The 16353-nt window shown below is 53.2% G+C and carries 14 protein-coding genes and 1 tRNA gene; 3 read left to right on the top strand and 12 right to left on the bottom strand.

The features are described 5' to 3' along the window. Nucleotides 1-117: 117 nt before the first annotated feature. Both CBW42_RS05985 and CBW42_RS05990 read right to left on the bottom strand, forming a co-directional pair. Entirely contained in the window at nucleotides 118-3783 is a 3666-nt protein-coding gene (locus CBW42_RS05985) for an S-layer homology domain-containing protein (protein ID WP_087018747.1), read from the bottom strand. Nucleotides 3784-3984: 201 nt separating this feature from the next. Further along, nucleotides 3985-5628, bottom strand: a complete 1644-nt coding sequence (locus CBW42_RS05990; protein ID WP_165761081.1) for an RICIN domain-containing protein — start codon at nucleotides 5626-5628, stop codon at nucleotides 3985-3987. 332 nt (nucleotides 5629-5960) lie between these two features. Here CBW42_RS05990 and CBW42_RS05995 point away from each other — a divergent pair, with 332 nt between their 5' ends. Both CBW42_RS05995 and CBW42_RS06000 read left to right on the top strand, forming a co-directional pair. Further along, the gene (locus tag CBW42_RS05995) at nucleotides 5961-6848 is read left to right on the top strand and encodes an ABC transporter ATP-binding protein (protein WP_087018750.1); all 888 of its coding nucleotides are present in this window, start codon (nucleotides 5961-5963) and stop codon (nucleotides 6846-6848) included. Next, the gene (locus tag CBW42_RS06000) at nucleotides 6845-7642 is read left to right on the top strand and encodes an ABC transporter permease subunit (protein ID WP_087018752.1); all 798 of its coding nucleotides are present in this window, start codon (nucleotides 6845-6847) and stop codon (nucleotides 7640-7642) included. The genes CBW42_RS05995 and CBW42_RS06000 overlap by 4 nt, the downstream gene beginning before the upstream one ends. Nucleotides 7643-7783: 141 nt before the next feature. On the opposite strand, the gene CBW42_RS06005 is transcribed toward CBW42_RS06000, so the two are convergent. Beyond that, complete coding sequence (locus CBW42_RS06005; RefSeq protein WP_087018754.1) at nucleotides 7784-7996, bottom strand: cold-shock protein; 213 nt, start codon at nucleotides 7994-7996, stop codon at nucleotides 7784-7786. Nucleotides 7997-8465: 469 nt separating this feature from the next. Here CBW42_RS06005 and CBW42_RS06010 point away from each other — a divergent pair, with 469 nt between their 5' ends. Beyond that, entirely contained in the window at nucleotides 8466-9770 is a 1305-nt protein-coding gene (locus CBW42_RS06010) for a hypothetical protein (protein WP_087018757.1), read from the top strand. Between the two features lie 56 nt (nucleotides 9771-9826). On the opposite strand, the gene CBW42_RS06015 is transcribed toward CBW42_RS06010, so the two are convergent. From CBW42_RS06015 to CBW42_RS06055, 9 genes are all read right to left on the bottom strand, one after another. Continuing rightward, a complete protein-coding gene (locus tag CBW42_RS06015; RefSeq protein ID WP_087018759.1) occupies nucleotides 9827-10750 on the bottom strand; it encodes a zf-HC2 domain-containing protein in 924 nt (307 codons plus the stop codon). Then, a complete protein-coding gene (locus CBW42_RS06020) occupies nucleotides 10747-11232 on the bottom strand; it encodes an RNA polymerase sigma factor (RefSeq protein WP_087018761.1) in 486 nt (161 codons plus the stop codon). The genes CBW42_RS06015 and CBW42_RS06020 overlap by 4 nt, the downstream gene beginning before the upstream one ends. 103 nt (nucleotides 11233-11335) lie before the next feature. After that, nucleotides 11336-11764 (bottom strand): hypothetical protein, encoded by a 429-nt coding sequence (locus CBW42_RS06025; RefSeq protein ID WP_087018763.1) that lies wholly within the window; start codon nucleotides 11762-11764, stop codon nucleotides 11336-11338. 125 nt (nucleotides 11765-11889) lie between these two features. Continuing rightward, nucleotides 11890-12582, bottom strand: a complete 693-nt coding sequence (locus tag CBW42_RS06030) for an LrgB family protein (RefSeq protein WP_087018765.1) — start codon at nucleotides 12580-12582, stop codon at nucleotides 11890-11892. Further along, nucleotides 12575-12985 (bottom strand): CidA/LrgA family protein, encoded by a 411-nt coding sequence (locus CBW42_RS06035; protein ID WP_087018767.1) that lies wholly within the window; start codon nucleotides 12983-12985, stop codon nucleotides 12575-12577. The genes CBW42_RS06030 and CBW42_RS06035 overlap by 8 nt, the downstream gene beginning before the upstream one ends. 135 nt (nucleotides 12986-13120) lie before the next feature. Continuing rightward, nucleotides 13121-13735 carry a YitT family protein gene (locus CBW42_RS06040; protein WP_165761082.1) on the bottom strand — a complete coding sequence of 205 codons (615 nt, stop codon included), beginning with the start codon at nucleotides 13733-13735 and terminating at the stop codon, nucleotides 13121-13123. Nucleotides 13736-13807: 72 nt separating this feature from the next. Beyond that, a tRNA-Leu gene (locus CBW42_RS06045) sits at nucleotides 13808-13894 on the bottom strand. A 148-nt stretch (nucleotides 13895-14042) separates the two neighbouring features. Next, a complete protein-coding gene (locus tag CBW42_RS06050) occupies nucleotides 14043-14687 on the bottom strand; it encodes a DUF4393 domain-containing protein (RefSeq protein ID WP_087018771.1) in 645 nt (214 codons plus the stop codon). Between the two features lie 196 nt (nucleotides 14688-14883). Then, a complete protein-coding gene (locus CBW42_RS06055; RefSeq protein WP_087018773.1) occupies nucleotides 14884-16266 on the bottom strand; it encodes a TrpB-like pyridoxal phosphate-dependent enzyme in 1383 nt (460 codons plus the stop codon). Nucleotides 16267-16353: the final 87 nt, after the last annotated feature.

The following is a 16353-nucleotide window of genomic DNA, read 5'->3' on the forward strand; positions in this document are numbered from 1 at the left end:
AAAAACAGGATACCAAAAAAGACGTGTCAGTTCTGATGCGTCTTTTTTCGTTGTGTAAAACGGGCGCCCTCCGCATAAAGCAGAGGGCGCCCGTCTGTTCTGTCCATATTGGTTTGATTATGCCTTCGGTGCGTTTTCATCCACAGCCTTCACTGCACTTTTTGTGGAGGAAAGCGTATGCGCACTCGATGTGACGGTATTCACTGTTCGGAAAATACCGTTCTGTATCTCAAATACATTCCAGTACCGGTTGTCTTCCGACGCAGTGGGATCGATGTTGTAATCGCCGATCAGATTGTCGCCGTTGTATACCTTGACATTCGCACCGGAAGCCGGGAGCGAACCGGAGGACGAATAGCGGTAAACATAATAGTTGTAGCTTCCGTCTGTATCCGCCTTGAAGGTAATGGTTTCCGGTCCATAGCTCGTGGTGTCATCCAGATCCAGATTGGCAATTTCCGCTCCGCTTGCGTCATATGCCGATTTGTTGCTGTAATAGACATGGAACGATGTACCGTCCCCGGCTGTGCCTGCCAGATGGGAATCCAGATCGGACGGTGAGGAACCCCAGGTCAGCACGACACGATACGAATCACCGGACAGAACCGGCGACAGCGAACCGTTGATGGCAGCAGTCTCTCCGCCCTGTACCAGTACATCCGTATAGCTGGACGTATAATTTTCCAGCGACATCTCGAAGGTATAATACCCCGCTTCCAGCTCCAGCGAATAGGTACCGCTGTCATCTGTCGATGTATTCGCAATGACCATGCCATCCTTGTTGCTGTAGCCGCTGCGGACATTGACCTGTACGCCGGACAATGCCTGTCCACTGGTCGCACTGACCACAGTGCCGCTGACAAGGCCGTTGCCCGCCTTGACAAGCACGACATCGCGCACGCTTGTGGTATTCCGTGTAATCTCCTGCGAAGCAGTATACTCCACATAACCTGTGGCATTGACATGGAGGACATAGGTATCGCTGTCCAGCTCCAACGTATACGTTCCATCAGAACCCGTCGTTGTCTGACCGATCTGCTCTCCGCCCAGATAAGCAGAAACTTCCGCCCCGCGGACTGCATTGCCTTCCACATTTGTGACCGTTCCTGTCACAGTGCCCTTGTCGTAGATTTCTTCCTCGTCAAAGGCGCGCTTGATAATCTGAATCTCCGAGCTGGACAGATTCATTTTTTTCGCCGCCTTGAGGACATTGCGGCGGACGGTATAAAACTCCGCATTGGCATCATAGCCCATGCTCATCGACTTATACCACAGTCTGGCCAGCGTCGATTTCGACATGCCGTAGTGTTCCATCAGATAAGCGGCATGGTAGACCAGTGCCGAGTTGGTATGCTCCTCCTCATTCTGCGCATAGAAGCTGCTGCTCATCTTGTCCGGCGCACGGTGCGCGGTGGGATCCGCAGCATCTCTGCCATAATTGGTATAATCCTGTCCACTCAGCCAGTTCTCTCCTATCTGCCAGTCTCCTTCAATCAGGCATCCGAACACATCCGCATACCCCTCGTTGATTGCGCCGGTAATGGTATTGTTATACGGCAGATCACCGGCAGTGTATTCAAATACACCGTGTGTATATTCATGTCCCACAATGTCCAGCGAGGAAGCCGGTGTCGTACTGGAGGAAATGCTCTTGTTGTCACAGAAAGCAATGCCGGAGCCATCCCAATAGGCATTGTCATTCATGCTGTCGTCGTGAACAAGCACATCCAGCTTTTTCCCCCGGTTATCGACGGAGGTTCGATTCAATGTGGACTGATACCAGTCATAGACCTGAATCATATTCGTATAGGCAGAAACTGCGGCCTTGTCTCCCCAGCTATTGAATTCGCTGCCAATGCGAAAATCGATAAACAATTTTTGTGTATACATCTGGATATTTCTCTCCAGATCCTGCATATAGAAGAAGAAAAAGTCTGTCCAGGTAAATGCAACCGGAAAAGAAACCTTTGTACCGATTTCATTTTTGCCGCTGCCGGTCTTTGATTCGGCATCCATCCTGTTGGTATCGCTGAATACAATCGAACCGTCTGCCGCGTTGACAAAAACAGTTTCATCTACATAGCTTCCGGTGCTGTCCTGTCCCGAAACACGGACGGCATACACCAACACCGGCGCATCTTCATGTGCACCCAGCGCATAAATCATCTGCTCGGTTGCGCCGGAATCCGCCGCGCAGTCGCCGCCATACTGCTGTACCGCGGCGGCTTCGGCCTCCTCCTGTGTGACCTCCGGCGTCAGAGAAACATCCGCCAGCTTCGTGGATGCGCAGACGCCCGCGCTCAGCGAATCGGTCACACCGGTTTCATCTGCCGAGACCGTCACGCGCAGGCCATAGACGGGATAGCCCTGATATACCTGATCGAAAGTATATTCCGCGCCATATTCATCTCTGGAAATGGAAAGCGGCTGCATCTCCTCGCGGGCATTGGCCAGTCCGAGAATGCTGTGCACGCTCTGGATGGCATCCAGCGCATCATCCACATTGTTTACTGTGAGATCGGTGAAATTTCCTTCAATCGAAACAACCTGTGTCTCATCATCATTGTAAATGATATCCGCCTGGCTGTCGTTCATGCTCTGAATATCGACAACCGAATGGTTTGGAATTTCCTCGATGTTGCGTGTATTCTTATGCAGAACGATCAGATCAAACGAAACAGTCTGCTTCTTGCCGCCCTTCTCCGCCGTCGCGGTGAGTGTAACCTGCACATCCTGCGCGTCCGGGCGGACAACCGTGCCGTCCGCCGCGATCACATCAGGCGCACTGCTGCTCCACGAAACCACAACACCATCTGCCTGCTCAACCGATGTCGGCAGGGAGATATTTCCTGTTACGGAATCCGCATAGTCACCGTCCTGATATCCAATGACAATCTGTCTCGCTGCATACGCAGCTGCCGCGCTGTCCGCATCATCTTCTATCCAGTCCGCATACAGCGTGATATCCTTTTTAACCGGCTCTTCGTCAAACAGAAACGCACTGCTGCATTCCTCGTCATTGTACCAGCCCAACAGAACCCAGCCGCTGCGCGTGGGGTTCTCCGGTCTGCTGACTGTCGTGCCGCGCTGCACCTGCACGCTGCTCACAGCGCTACCGCCGTTGGATTCAAACGATACCGTAACATTGCTACCGACAAAGCTCTTGAGCATGGCAGCAGCCTCTGCACGGGTTGCCGTACCCTTCGGGTTGAGCATCACGCCATTCGCAGTCTTTGTGCCGCTCAGGACACCGTTCTGAGTCGCCCAGAGCAGTGCATCTTTCGCCCAGCCGGAGGCATTTCCTCCGTCCGGGAATTTCCCCAACGAACCGGAAACTGCCGGTTTTCCGGTATAGGCATACAGGAACTGTGCAAATTCCTCACGGCTGACCTTTTTCTTCGGGTTAAAGTGTCCCTTGCCGTCGCCGGAAGTCACGCCGTTGGCACTCGCCCACTGCACAGCATCATAATACCATGTGCCCTGTGCGACATCGGAAAACGCATTTTCTCCCGAAACAACCGGCTTGCCTTCATAGCTGTACAGAATCTGTACCACCATCGCACGATCCAACGTGGACTTCGGGGAAAATGTTGTGTCACTGGTTCCCGTCATCAGACCTTCTTCATAGACGAACTGTACGTATGGATAAAACCAGTCACTTTCACTTACATCTGTAAACGCTTTTGCATCTGCTTTCCCTGCGATTTCTGTCGCCAGTGCCGTCGGTAATACGGAAACCAGCATACAAAGGGCCATCAGGAAGCTAAGCACTCTCTTTTTCATATTTTCACTCCTTTGTTTCCCGGCACCTGCTGCGCCTCCCTCCGCAGTCTTTTTGTGCCATTTTTACCATTATATCATCCATAAGAAACTGCTGTAAAGTCAGACTGCACAATTTCATTCCTCTGCGACAGCCCTGCATCCGGCGCATAAAAAGGCTGCCCTGCTTTCGCAGGACAGCCTTACTGTTTTCTGTGTATAAAATTAGCTCTTCGGATAATTGACCGCATGCAGGACGCAGATGCCGTTGCTGTTGCGGCTCGCCCATGCGCCGTACTTGACATAGCGCACGCTGACCTCATTCGGCCCGGTCCAGTTTGCATCGTACACGGTAAAGCCGTTGCTGTCACTGGAAACGAAAACCATTGTGTGCATCTTCGGGGAGTCCATCTGGAGAATGTCGCCCGGCTTTGCCTTGCTGATGAGCGTCTTGATGCTGCCCGCAGAATAGGACGACGAACGAGCTGTGACGGTATACAGCTTTCCATCCGACGAGCTCTTCGGGCTGCCGTCATAGCTCCACTTTGCGGTCTGGCCGTACATACGGTAAAATACCTCGCGGCCAAAGCCCATGCACTGACCTGCACCGCCGAACGAATAACCACTGCCGAGACTCTTGCCATCCGGATAAATCTTCATAATGGATTTCAGCTTTGCCGTTGCTGCCGCAGTGTCCTCGCTGTTGTCGGACAGCTTCCACTGCTGTGCCGAAGAACCGGTGTACGCGCACAGGCGAACATCGCCATTGCTCGATTCCGTCAGCGCCATGTTCGGATTCGCCTTGAGGCGGATTTCGTAAGCGCCGCTCGACAGCTTCTTTGCGACAAAATCCTGACAATCCGTTCCGTTTGCCGTCCACAGGATGATATCGGCACCGCTGCTCGGATTGGCGTCGATTGCCAGCGCACTGTTCGATGCGCTGAGGATGCGGAAACTGCCATCACTGTTCTGCTGTATGCTGAACAGCTGGGTGGTCGAATTGGCATCGCCTGTCACGTAGACATCCGACTGTTTGCTGATCGGGTTTACCGTCATGACATTGCCACTGCCGACATTGTGCAGTTCATACTTGCCGACCGGCAATGCGGTATAACCGGAGGTATCAGCCTGCTGCGTGCTGCCGCTGGCCTGATAGGTCTTGCCGAAGGTAAGGTGTTCGGATTTTGCCTGCTCTGCTGTAATAATACCTGCTGCAATCAGCTTGTCGGTCAGCGTACAGTCGCTGTTCTTGAGCTTCGTGCTCAGTGCGAGATAGGAAATCTCCATGATCTCCTGGCGGCGGAACGGTTCATTCAACCATTTGTCCGCCTGCTGACGGGTACACAGTCCGATTTCAACAGCCTTATCGAGTGCTGCCGACCAGGTGAAATCTGATGTATCATAGCCCAGTGCACGCAGCATAAAGGTTGCATACGCCTGCGGGGTAACGGCATCATACGAACCAAACTGAGTCTCGCTGTAGCCGGATGTATAGCTGTGATAGACACCGTAGCCGGCGAAATTGCCGAACCAGTCCGGAATATCGCGGAAGGTATACGAATAGCTCACGGAAGTTGCCGCATTGCGTTCGCCGAGCAGGGCGATAAACAGCGTCAGCGCCTCCGAACGGGATCCAATTTTATCCAGCATCAGGTCGCCATCCTCGCCGCCCGCCACCAGGCCGAGGCGCTGAAGCGCATAGCCGCTGTCGGACAGATCCGTCGCGCTGCTCTGCGCACCGTCGAACAGACTGGAGAAAATGGTCTCGCTGTCAAATGCCAGTGTCTGCGCGCCTGTGGAAAGCATCATAGAACCGCACAGGACGGCGGACAAGATTCTTTTTTTATGTTTACGCAAGTGAAAGTTCAATGGATGTCCTCCTGTTGTTTTCCTTGTTACCATCTTGTTACTTTTTATAGTATACCATAAAAACCGCCGTTTGTGTTACCAAATTGTAATTATTGTAATCTTTCTGTAATCCTCACAAAAATTGCCGTTGGAATTTATTCATTTTTCACGAAATTTTCTGCCATTTTTTGCCGAAATGATCGGCAGAGGCCTGCTTTTCCACTGCAATTCCGGTTACAGGCACCGCAAAAATCTGTCGAAAAAGGGTTTCCTCTCCGCCTGCAATCCAGTATAATAGAAAAGGCAGTTTCCGCAGTGCAAGCGCTGCGGCTGAAAAGAAAGGGAGGTTCTCCGTGAGTATTATTGACGTCAACGGCCTGACCTGTGACTATGGGCGCGGCCGTGGTGTATTTGACTTACATTTTACCGTGGAACCCGGCGAGGTTTTTGGCTTTCTCGGTCCGAATGCCTCCGGCAAAACCACAACGATCCGGCACCTGATGGGTTTTGTCAAACCCGCATCCGGTACCTGCCAGATCGAAGGGCGCGATTGTTTTGAATCTGCTGCGGTGATTCAGGAAACACTCGGCTATCTGCCGGGCGATATCAGCCTGTTTTCCGATATGAGCGGCAAAGCGTTTCTGTCCTTCATGGCGAAATACCGCGGCATGAAAACCTTGGGGCGCACCAAGGAGCTGATTGACCGCTTTGAGTTGGATGTGCGTCAGCCCATCCGCCGCATGTCCAAGGGCGCAAAGCAGAAGCTCGCGCTGGTATGTGCATTCATGCATGACCCGAGTATTCTGATTCTGGACGAGCCGACCGCAAGTCTCGACCTGCTCATGCAGCACGCCTTTATCGATCTGATTCTGGAGGAAAAGAAAAAGGGCAAGACCATCCTCATGTCATCCCATCGGTTCAGCGAAGTGGAAAAAACCTGTGACCGCATCGGCATTCTGAAGAACGGGCGTCTGGAAACGGTTTCCTCCCTGGACGAGCTGCGCCGGACAGAACGCCGCGTCTATATTGTCACGTTGGAAAACGAGGAAGCCGCACATGCCCTTCAACATGAAAATATCAGTGTCATCGAAGCAGAGGGACGCATGCTGAAAATCGCCGTCTACCGCGATCTGCGCAGCCTGCTCTCCATCCTTGTCAACTATCCGGTCATGACACTGGACAATGCCGGACAGAGTCTGGAAGAGATTTTCCTGCATTATTACGGAGGTGAGGACGAATGAATTTCCCCCTGTTCCGATACAGCTGCAAGCGTGCCTTTCCGATGTGGCTGGTATGCACTGCACTGATGAGCGTATATGCCTTTGCCGTCGTGCGCATGTATGACCCAGAGGCAGGTGCTGCACTGGCTGACCTGACCAAATCGCTGCCGCAGACCATGACTGTGCTCGGCATGGCGGAATATGGCAATACCTTCACGGCATTCATTGTCAATTACCTGTACGGCATGCTGATGCTCGCGCTGCCGATGCTGTTTACCATCATCCTGTCAACCCAGCTGATGGCACGGCACATCGCGCGCGGCACAATGTCCTATCTGCTGGCATCGCCCAATTCGCGCAAAAAAATTGCGGCGACACAGCGAAATGTGCTGGTGTTCTACCTGTTTCTCATGCTGGCAATCTGCTGCGGCGTGACCATTGTCCTGTGTGAATATTTCTATCCCGGACATCTTGCGGTGCTGCACTTCCTGTTGCTCACCGCCTGTGTGTTTGCGCTCCAGCTCGCCATTGCGGGCATGTGCTTCTTCTTCTCGTGCAAATGCAGCAGCACGGGTCGTGCACTGACGCTCAGTGCGGCAGCCTGCCTGCTGTTTTACACCATCCGCCTGCTCGCCAATCTCGGCGGCTCACTGGGCTATTTGAAGTACATCACACCGTATACGCTCATCAATCCCGCCGGTATTTTGCAGAGCGATCTGCAATCCTGTCTGCTTCCGCTGATCCTGCTGGCAATCGCCATCGTGCTGTTCGCGCTGGCAAGCCGCACGTTCCGCAAGCGCACAATGCCGTTCTGAGCAGACGCACAAAAGCTGCCCCCTGTTTGGGAGCCTTTGGATGATGCAAATCAGTTGAAGCATTTCTGAGCCTTTGAAATTTCCGCAACAAAAAAGGGACAGTCCCGGTTGGGACTGCCCCTCTTCTTTTTGTCTGATTTATTACAGCGGCTTTACATTGACAGCGCGCATCTTGCTGCTGTTCTTCGGATCCGGCTCTACGTCGAACGTAACCTTCTGTCCCTCGTTCAGCGTCTTGTAGCCGTCAACCTGAATCGCGGAGAAATGTACAAAGACATCCTCGCCGCCCTCATCGTTGGAAAGAAAGCCGTAGCCCTTTTCTGCGTTAAACCATTTTACCGTACCCTGATTCATTCCAGGTACCTCCAATTCAAAAAGTTTGCCCCCTCATCTCGGCACAAAAAAATCACATATTTTTGTAGGCCATCCGCTCGAACATGCAATGACTTACAAAAATATGTGAGATCCTTGAACCGCCCTTGGAAGCCTGTTCAGTATACCATTCGCACCCCAAAAAGTCAAGTCATTCCCACCTGCAACCGCTCGACAGCAATCCCCTGTTTTTGCGTGTTGCGGTATATTTCCCCAACTGCCCCCAATATAGGAATTCCTGGTGCTGTAGTGATTATTTTTGTATACATTCCCAAATTTTGACCAATAACTTTGTGCACTTTCCCTTTTTGCTTTCAAACATCATACGAATTTATGTTGAATAATGCTCTATAATTTCCGTCTTTGTTCGTTTACAATACAATCAAAGCAGAAAACACACCGACAAAGCGGCGAAGCCATGTGCCTGCGCCGTATGGAGGAATTTCTAGTTATGATGACCATTTGCAAAGATCCCGTACTCAACGTGGACACCTATGGCAATATTTTTATGTACGCAACGCACCGTGATCTGACTACCTCACCGCGTCATATTATCCGTATGAATGAGCCGGTTCGTCCGGAGCTTCTTCAGAAGGCGCTCGAACTGGCGCTCATCCGTTTCCCGCAGATGGCCGTTGGCCTGACGCGCGGCGAAACTGCATATTCCTATCGTTACATTGACAAACCCCCGGTTGTCCTTCCGCTCCAGAACCATGTCTCCCCGTACTGGATGGGCTCGGCGGATACCAACGGATATCTGTTCCTGTGCGGTTACTGCCGCAATACCATCATCATGGAGTATCAGCACTGTACCTGCGACGGACACGGCTTTGATGAGTTCATCCGCAGCGTGCTGTTTGAATACCTCACGCTGTGCGGTCATCCGGTCGAAAATGACGGTTCGATCCGCACGCGTGAGACAGAATTTGATCCGAAGGAATGTGAAGACGGCTTTGAACTGCTGAATGATGTGCCACGCTCCGGCGCAAACCATCATCCGGATATTCCTTCGTTCCATATGCCGGAATATGACAGCACGACGGATGCCAACGAGCTGGTTACGGAAATTGCATTTCCCTTCTCCCAACTCAAGGCATTCACAAAGAAAAACGGCGGCACCCCGATGACCTTTGTCATGACGGCACTTTCCCGCGCAATGCATTTGACCTACAACACCGATGAAGCAATTGTCGCGGAAATCCCGATGGATCTGCGCCCGCTTGTACCCAGCCCGACGACCCATTTCTTCGTCTCGCTGCTCGACCTGCCGTTCCTTCCGGAATATTACGACCTGTCGTTCGGAGAAGCCTGCCGCCGTTGCAGTGATTACTTCAATACCCAGCGTGCACTGGAACACAGTGCATGGTGGGCAAAGCAGAACGGCGACAACGTCTTTGCCATCCACAACTCGGATATGCCGATTGCGGAGAAGGAACAGGCCATGCGCACCCGTGCGCGCAACTATATCCGCCGTGACAGCTTCATTCTGACCAACATTGGCGCCTTCCACCTGCCGGAAAGCATGCAGCCGTATGTTCTCGGCTACAGTGCCATCCTGCCGTGTGCATACCAGCCGTGGGGCGTTCTGGTCAGCTCGTACCGTGGATATCTGAAAATCAGCCTTGCCCAGCGCGACCACAACATGAATCTGGTGCGCAATCTGCTTGACACGCTGGCAGGCACAGGCGTTCGCGCCTCCACCTATTCGTATCCGTTCCATACGACGCGTTACGACGGCAGATATCTCGACCGTTAAAGTGACTTTTCCCCTTCTATCCTGAAAGCCGGACTGCAAACGCAGCCCGGCTTTTTTTACTCTTTTTTGCGGGACCGGTACAAAATCAGCCCGATCACCAGACCGAGCAGTGCAGGGACTGTAATAAATAGCACCAGGTACATGCCGCCGAACCACGATCGGAGCGGTGTACACAGCACAGCGGCGGGAAATACCAGCGGAACGAGGTATTTATACCTACTATCCGACCGCCCCGCTGCCAATGAGCTGACCAGTGCGACAACCGGCAGAAGCAGCATCGACAGCACCACCGTGAGCATACCATCGTCGTGCATCGCGGCAAGCAGACAAATCAGCACAATTGTGGTGACGCCTGCCACCCGGATGAGACCTGCTGCCTGTCTGTGCCGCTGTGCCCATGCTGTCCATGTGCTCGCACGCCGTTCACCCTCCGACAATTCTGATCTTCTGATGGCAATGCCGATACCAATCCCAATCAGCGCCGGAACAAGTGCAAAAGCCGTGACATAAAACAGTTCAAAAGAATGAAATATAAAATATATCCCCCCAGCGGTGCCAACAGCAAACAACAGCGGCACAATCCATTTCAACCTGCTGCCCGATCTGCCTGCAAATATGCAGCAGACACAGCTCGCCAGAGGGAGAACCAAATACATAGCAAGCAAGCTATATCCAAATGCATCTGAACCGTCTATGCAGAGGCTCCAGATCAGAAGACCGATACAAATCATTACAAATACTGTTACAGATACAGCAACTGCGGTGTGTCGGTGCAGTTTCCTCCGCAGCTCACGCAGCGGTTCCGCACTGTACACCGGCTTCTTCTCTGCGTCTCCGGCGCGCATTTCCTCCAACTCACGGCGGCAGTCCTCGCACTCTTCCAGATGGTCCTCAACCAGCCTGCGGCTCGCTTCGCTCGCCATATCCTCCACATACAGTGGGAGCAGGTCGCGGATGACCTCACAATCGATGCGTTTCATGATATCCCTCCTGTCTGCTTCTGAATCTTCTGCCGGGCGCGGTGGTAGGTCACACATGCCCAGTGGTCTGTCTTGCCGAACAGTGCGCCGATCTGTGAAAACGACAGCTCGCCGAACACGCGGAGCGTGAATACCTCGCGATACGGTTCGGGAAGCGCATGCAGTGCCTGATGCACGGCAAAGGCACAGTCTTTATCCACCAGCTGCTGTTCGATATCTGTGACATCCGGCATCAAGTCAAAATCCGTTTCATTTCCAGTCACATGCTTCTGTTTTTTCAGGTAGGTAAAGTAACAGTTGCGGGCGATGCGGCACAGCCATACCCGCACATCACAGTCTCCGCGGAAGCTGTCCAGCGACCGCATGGCGCGAAAAAAGGTTTCCTGTGTGATCTCCTCGGCAACCATGTCGCTCGCCGACAGGCCGCGCACATATTTATAGACATCCAGAAAATAGTCCTCATAGATTTGCCCGATGTTCATGCCGCTTCACCTCCCTCTTTGTCTAACAGACTGTCTGGGCAGAAAAATATCACAGAAAAATTTTTCTTTTTTCACAAAAAAAGCAAACCGCAGGGTTTGCCTTTTACTTATAATTCACGAGAATCAGCCCTGCCACACACAGTGCCGCGCCGAACAATTGACGCACACTCATGCCCTCATGGTAACACAGCACGCCGATTACCAGCAGCAGAACGGCAACGGCCAGATTGGCGGTCAGGGATGCGACGCTGATGGCCCAGCCGGTGCGGTACATGTACAGGAAGCCGGCTTCCAGACCGACAACCGCCAGACCGAGCGCGGCACTCGTCCAGTTGAGGCGGGAAAGTCCCTGGGCGAGGCCGCTTCCGCCCGCTGTCGCCAGATACAGCGCAAGCGCCACCGCCGCACTCACCAGATAAGTCACGACCAGCGACAAAAACGGATTGACCTGCGCAGGCGTGCGGTTGGAAATCAAATGATAGGTCGTATTGGACGCGATGACCAGAAGCAGCGGCCAGACTGTCTGCCACATAAACGCCCTCCTTCCGAAAAAAAAGATCTCCCCAGCCTGTGGAGAGATCACATATTCTGTCACAGCTGTTTATCGGGATTCCGCTATCCAGTATACCCGATCAGCCGTCCGTTTGCAAACAGGTTTTACCACAGCATGGCAAACAGCGATGCCGTGCATGCGGTCAGCGTGCCGGAAACCGCAATGGCAAGCGAGCTCATCGCGCCCTCAATCTCGCCCATCTCCATCGCGCGCGCCGTACCGATGGCATGCGCTGCCGTGCCGACGGCAAGCCCCTTTGCCACCGGCTCCTCAATGCGGAACAGGCGGCACACACCGGACACAATCATATTTCCCAAAATGCCGGTCAGAATGATGACAGCGACAGTGATCGTCACAATGCCGCCCAGCTCCTCTGAAATGCCCATGCCGATCGCAGTCGTGATGGACTTCGGCAGCAGTGTCACATACTGCTCATGTGTCAGCCCGAACAGCACCGACAAAAGCAGAATGCCGCCCATGCTTGCCAGCACGCCCGCAATGCTGCCCAGTGCAATTGCCTTTGCGTTCTGCCTGAGCAGCTTCATCTGGCGGTACAGCGGAATGGCAAGGCAGACGGTGGATGGGGTGAGCAGATAGCTGATGTACTGTGCGCTCTCCTCATAGGCTTTGTAATCGATGCGCAGCGCAAGCAGGACGCCCATCACAACAATGACGGCAATCAGCAGCGGATTGCAGATTGCCCAGCCGAATTTCCGCTTGCACCACAGGCCGAACAGAAATGCCGCGATTGTGAGCAGCACGCCGAAATAGGTACAGCTTGTCAGTACTTCACTCATGGATGGCCTCCCGCTTGCTGTGCCGGATATGCGGCAGTGACGCACGGGCAGCTGCGGCCTTTTCCTGACGGATCACCCACTGTGTCACGATTCCGGTGACCGCCATAACCATCACTGTCACAACGACCGTGATAACCGAAACGGCAAGCAGGATCGGCCGCAGCTCGTTCCATGCATCCATCAATCCGACTGCTGCGGGAACAAACAGGATCGGCATAATCTCAATGAGAAAATCTCCCGCCTGCTCCACCTCATCCAGCCGAATCACACCCGTCATCAGCACCGCCAACATCAGCAGCATGCCGTAGATGCTTGCCGGAATCGGCAGCGGGAGCAGCATCCGAAGCAGCTCACCGGCAAATGTAATCAGCAGAATCATACCAAACTGCCGCAAAAGTTTCATACTGGTTTCCTCCGTCCAAAGTTGTCCTACCAATTTATAATACTACAAAGAAACGGTAACATCAATTGTTTTGACGGATGTTCCAAAAAGAAAAACTTCCAATTTTTATCAGCTTCTGCATCGATCTTTTTGTTCCTATTTATGGATTTTCTGCAATATTCCGATGATCTGTCCGGAGAGCACTACGGTCAGCACCGAATATGCGATGCGCTGCACCGGAATATAGCTCAGCGACAGCGCGAGCACGGCGATATCAATCAGCAGAAAGACCCACTTGATATCGACATGGGTCACATATGAAACGCTCATCGCCAGCGCATCGTCACCGCTCGCCGCGCCGCCCACACGCACACACAGCCCGGTGCCGATGCCGACAAACAGTGCGCCGATGGCTGCCGCTGTCAGCGGCATATCCGCCAGCTGCGGCCAGAACGGTTCAAAGCGCTCCCATAAATGGTATGACGCGGAAAAACCGACAGTCGCCACAAATGAATAGACCAGAAAGGTCTGTCCCAGCAGTTTCCACCCTACGGCATAGCACACCAGATTGAGCAGGCCGCCGGACAGCGACGGTGAAATGCCCCACCAGTGCTCCAGAAGCAAGGTCAATCCCAGCACGCCTCCCTCCGTCACACCGGACAGGCTGTGTACCTGATACAGCCCGAATGCAAGAAATGCACTGCTGCACAGGGCAATGACACATGACCTGACTCTGATTTGAGATAACAGAGGCAGCAGCTTTTTTCTCATATGATCTGAACTCCTTTCTGTGGATAGAAAGAACCCTGACCCGATGCCCCGCATCTGAATCAGAGTTCTATCTGGTGCCGCTGACCGGACTTGAACCGGTACGCTGTTGCCAGCGAGGGATTTTAAGTCCCTTGCGTCTGCCGATTTCGCCACAGCGGCAAATTGACTTATATAGTATACCAACCGCACCCCGTTTTGTCAAGTCGTGCCGCCGGAGAAATCCCGCGAGACTTTTAGAGAAGCGTGCAGAAAACCGCCCCGGTGCCAAACTGAACTGCCCCGGGGCGGATACCGTTTTTGAATGATCTTACGGCAGGCAAATGCGGATAAACCGACTGCCCAGCGCCGTCAACATGATATTTCCCGTACTCAGGCGAATCTGGCCGCCATGGTATTTCGGGAAGCGTTCACGGAATTCCTCAACCGTCTTGTTGATGACCTGTTCAAACAGCATGTAAATGTTTTCATATACATCACTCTGAATCTGGGTGAGTTCCTCCCGTTCCGATCGCATATGTACTTCGATCAGCTGTAATCGAATGAGGTTGTCGATTGTCGCCTGTACGCGCGCATAGTCGCCGTCCTCCGGCAGGAAATCCGTCATGCGGGAGATAACCTTGACCGCGCTCGATTTGATTTCGACCTGACGGGAAGCAAAACCGCCCTCCTTCTTGGTCTTACACAGATAGCAGTTGGCGACGCCCATTGTCACACGGTCGCGCAGCGTGCGCAGAAATGCCAGATCCAGGCTGTCCAGCTGTCCGACAATCGCGACAAACGCGGGATGTACCAGTCCGCGCTTTTTCGGGTTCATGCTCGCTGCCAGCAGATTGGCATAGCCGCTACAGGTCGCCTCATCCGCCCAGATACACTGGATCAGCACAGGTCCTGCAATACTTGGGGTCGGCATACTTGGTTCTTCCGTCATACGCTCTGCAACAAGGGCTGACATCGTCTTTAAAACGCCCTCATTGGGACTGTAGGGTTTTAAATATTCTGTAATCTGCTGCTCAAACAAAAAACTCACACCCTTTCCTTTTTATATCATATCATCCCCGTAGGCAAATTGCAACGAAAAACGTCCTGTTTTCCGGCTTGGAAAACAGGACGTACGCTAGTTTTTACAAAAAATACACAAAAACTCGGAATTATTCCTGAATACCCGGCAGCTTCGGGATGGTGGCAAAACCGCGCGCCAGATCCTCATCGGTCGGAATATAGTCGGACATGGTCTTTTCGTTGTATGCCTTATAGGCAGCCAGATCGAAATAGCCCGTGCCGGTCAGGTTGAACAGGATGGTCTTCGCCTCGCCGGACTCGCGGCAGCGGATTGCCTCATCAATCGCCACGCGGATGGCATGGGAGGATTCCGGTGCGGGCAGGATGCCCTCGACCTTTGCAAACAGTTCAGCAGCCTCAAAGACAGCGGTCTGCTCAACCGCACGCGCCTCATCGAGGAAGCCGTCATGATACAGCTGAGACAGGATCGGGCTCATGCCGTGATAGCGCAGGCCGCCCGCATGGTTTGCCGACGGGATAAAGCCGCAACCAAGAGTATACATCTTTGCCAGCGGCGTAACCATACCGGTATCACAGAAGTCATATGCAAACTTACCGCGCGTCAGCGACGGGCAGGAGGCCGGCTCAACTGCGATAAAATACGGATTTGCCTTGCCGTTCAGCTTGTCGCCCATGAACGGCGCCATAATGCCGCCGAGGTTGGAGCCGCCGCCTGCACAGCCGATGACGATATCCGGGTATGCGTCTACCTTTTCCATCGCAGCCTTTGCCTCGATGCCGATGATGCTCTGATGAATCAGAACCTGATTGAGCACGCTGCCAAGGACATAGCGATAGCCGTCATGTGTGGTCGCATATTCCACTGCCTCGGAAATTGCCGTACCGAGCGAACCGGTGCTGCCCGGGAAGCGTTCCAGAATCTTTCTGCCGACCTCGGTTGTGTCCGACGGAGACGGGATGATGTCTGCATCATAGGTATGGATGACTTCCTTGCGGTACGGCTTCTGCTCATACGAGCATTTTACCATAAATACCTTGCAGTCGAGACCAAAATACTGGCATGCCATCGACAGCGCAGTACCCCACTGGCCTGCGCCGGTCTCCGTGGTAACGCCCTTGAGTCCCTGCTCCTTGGCATAATATGCCTGTGCAATTGAGGAGTTCAGCTTATGGCTGCCGCTGGTGTTGCCGCCTTCATACTTGTAGTAAATCTTCGCCGGGGTATCCAGCGCCTTCTCCAGATAATACGCACGCATCAGCGGAGACGGACGATACATACGGTAGCGTTCGCGCACCGGCTCCGGGATATCAATAAAGCGGTCCGTCGCATTCAGCTCCTGCTCTGCCAGCTTGGTGCAGAAAATCGGGGACATATCGTCCACTGTGACCGGCTTGAGCGTGCCCGGATGCAGAATCGGGCGATGGTCGGTCTTCATATCCGCGCGGACATTGTACCACTGCTTCGGGATTTCGTCCTCGCTCAAATAAATCTTATACGGATCTTTTGCCATACTATCTCTTCTCCATGCTTCATCTTAGTAGTGCATGAAATCATGCTTCATCTTATTATAAATTGGTGTGTATCAATTGTCAAGCAA

It is taken from the genome of Butyricicoccus porcorum, assembly GCF_002157465.1.
GTDB lineage: Bacteria > Bacillota > Clostridia > Oscillospirales > Butyricicoccaceae > Butyricicoccus_A > Butyricicoccus_A porcorum.

Coding starts and splice junctions, on each gene's coding strand:
- CBW42_RS06030 (WP_087018765.1), bottom strand. CDS start 12,582: ATGAGTGAAGTACTGACAAGCTGTACCTATTTCGGCGTGCTGCTCACA.
- CBW42_RS06040 (WP_165761082.1), bottom strand. CDS start 13,735: ATGAGAAAAAAGCTGCTGCCTCTGTTATCTCAAATCAGAGTCAGGTCA.
- CBW42_RS06015 (WP_087018759.1), bottom strand. CDS start 10,750: ATGAAACGCATCGATTGTGAGGTCATCCGCGACCTGCTCCCACTGTAT.
- CBW42_RS06025 (WP_087018763.1), bottom strand. CDS start 11,764: ATGTGGCAGACAGTCTGGCCGCTGCTTCTGGTCATCGCGTCCAATACG.
- CBW42_RS06020 (WP_087018761.1), bottom strand. CDS start 11,232: ATGAACATCGGGCAAATCTATGAGGACTATTTTCTGGATGTCTATAAA.
- CBW42_RS06010 (WP_087018757.1), top strand. CDS start 8,466: ATGATGACCATTTGCAAAGATCCCGTACTCAACGTGGACACCTATGGC.
- CBW42_RS06055 (WP_087018773.1), bottom strand. CDS start 16,266: ATGGCAAAAGATCCGTATAAGATTTATTTGAGCGAGGACGAAATCCCG.
- CBW42_RS06000 (WP_087018752.1), top strand. CDS start 6,845: ATGAATTTCCCCCTGTTCCGATACAGCTGCAAGCGTGCCTTTCCGATG.
- CBW42_RS06050 (WP_087018771.1), bottom strand. CDS start 14,687: ATGTCAGCCCTTGTTGCAGAGCGTATGACGGAAGAACCAAGTATGCCG.
- CBW42_RS05985 (WP_087018747.1), bottom strand. CDS start 3,783: ATGAAAAAGAGAGTGCTTAGCTTCCTGATGGCCCTTTGTATGCTGGTT.
- CBW42_RS06005 (WP_087018754.1), bottom strand. CDS start 7,996: ATGAATCAGGGTACGGTAAAATGGTTTAACGCAGAAAAGGGCTACGGC.
- CBW42_RS06035 (WP_087018767.1), bottom strand. CDS start 12,985: ATGAAACTTTTGCGGCAGTTTGGTATGATTCTGCTGATTACATTTGCC.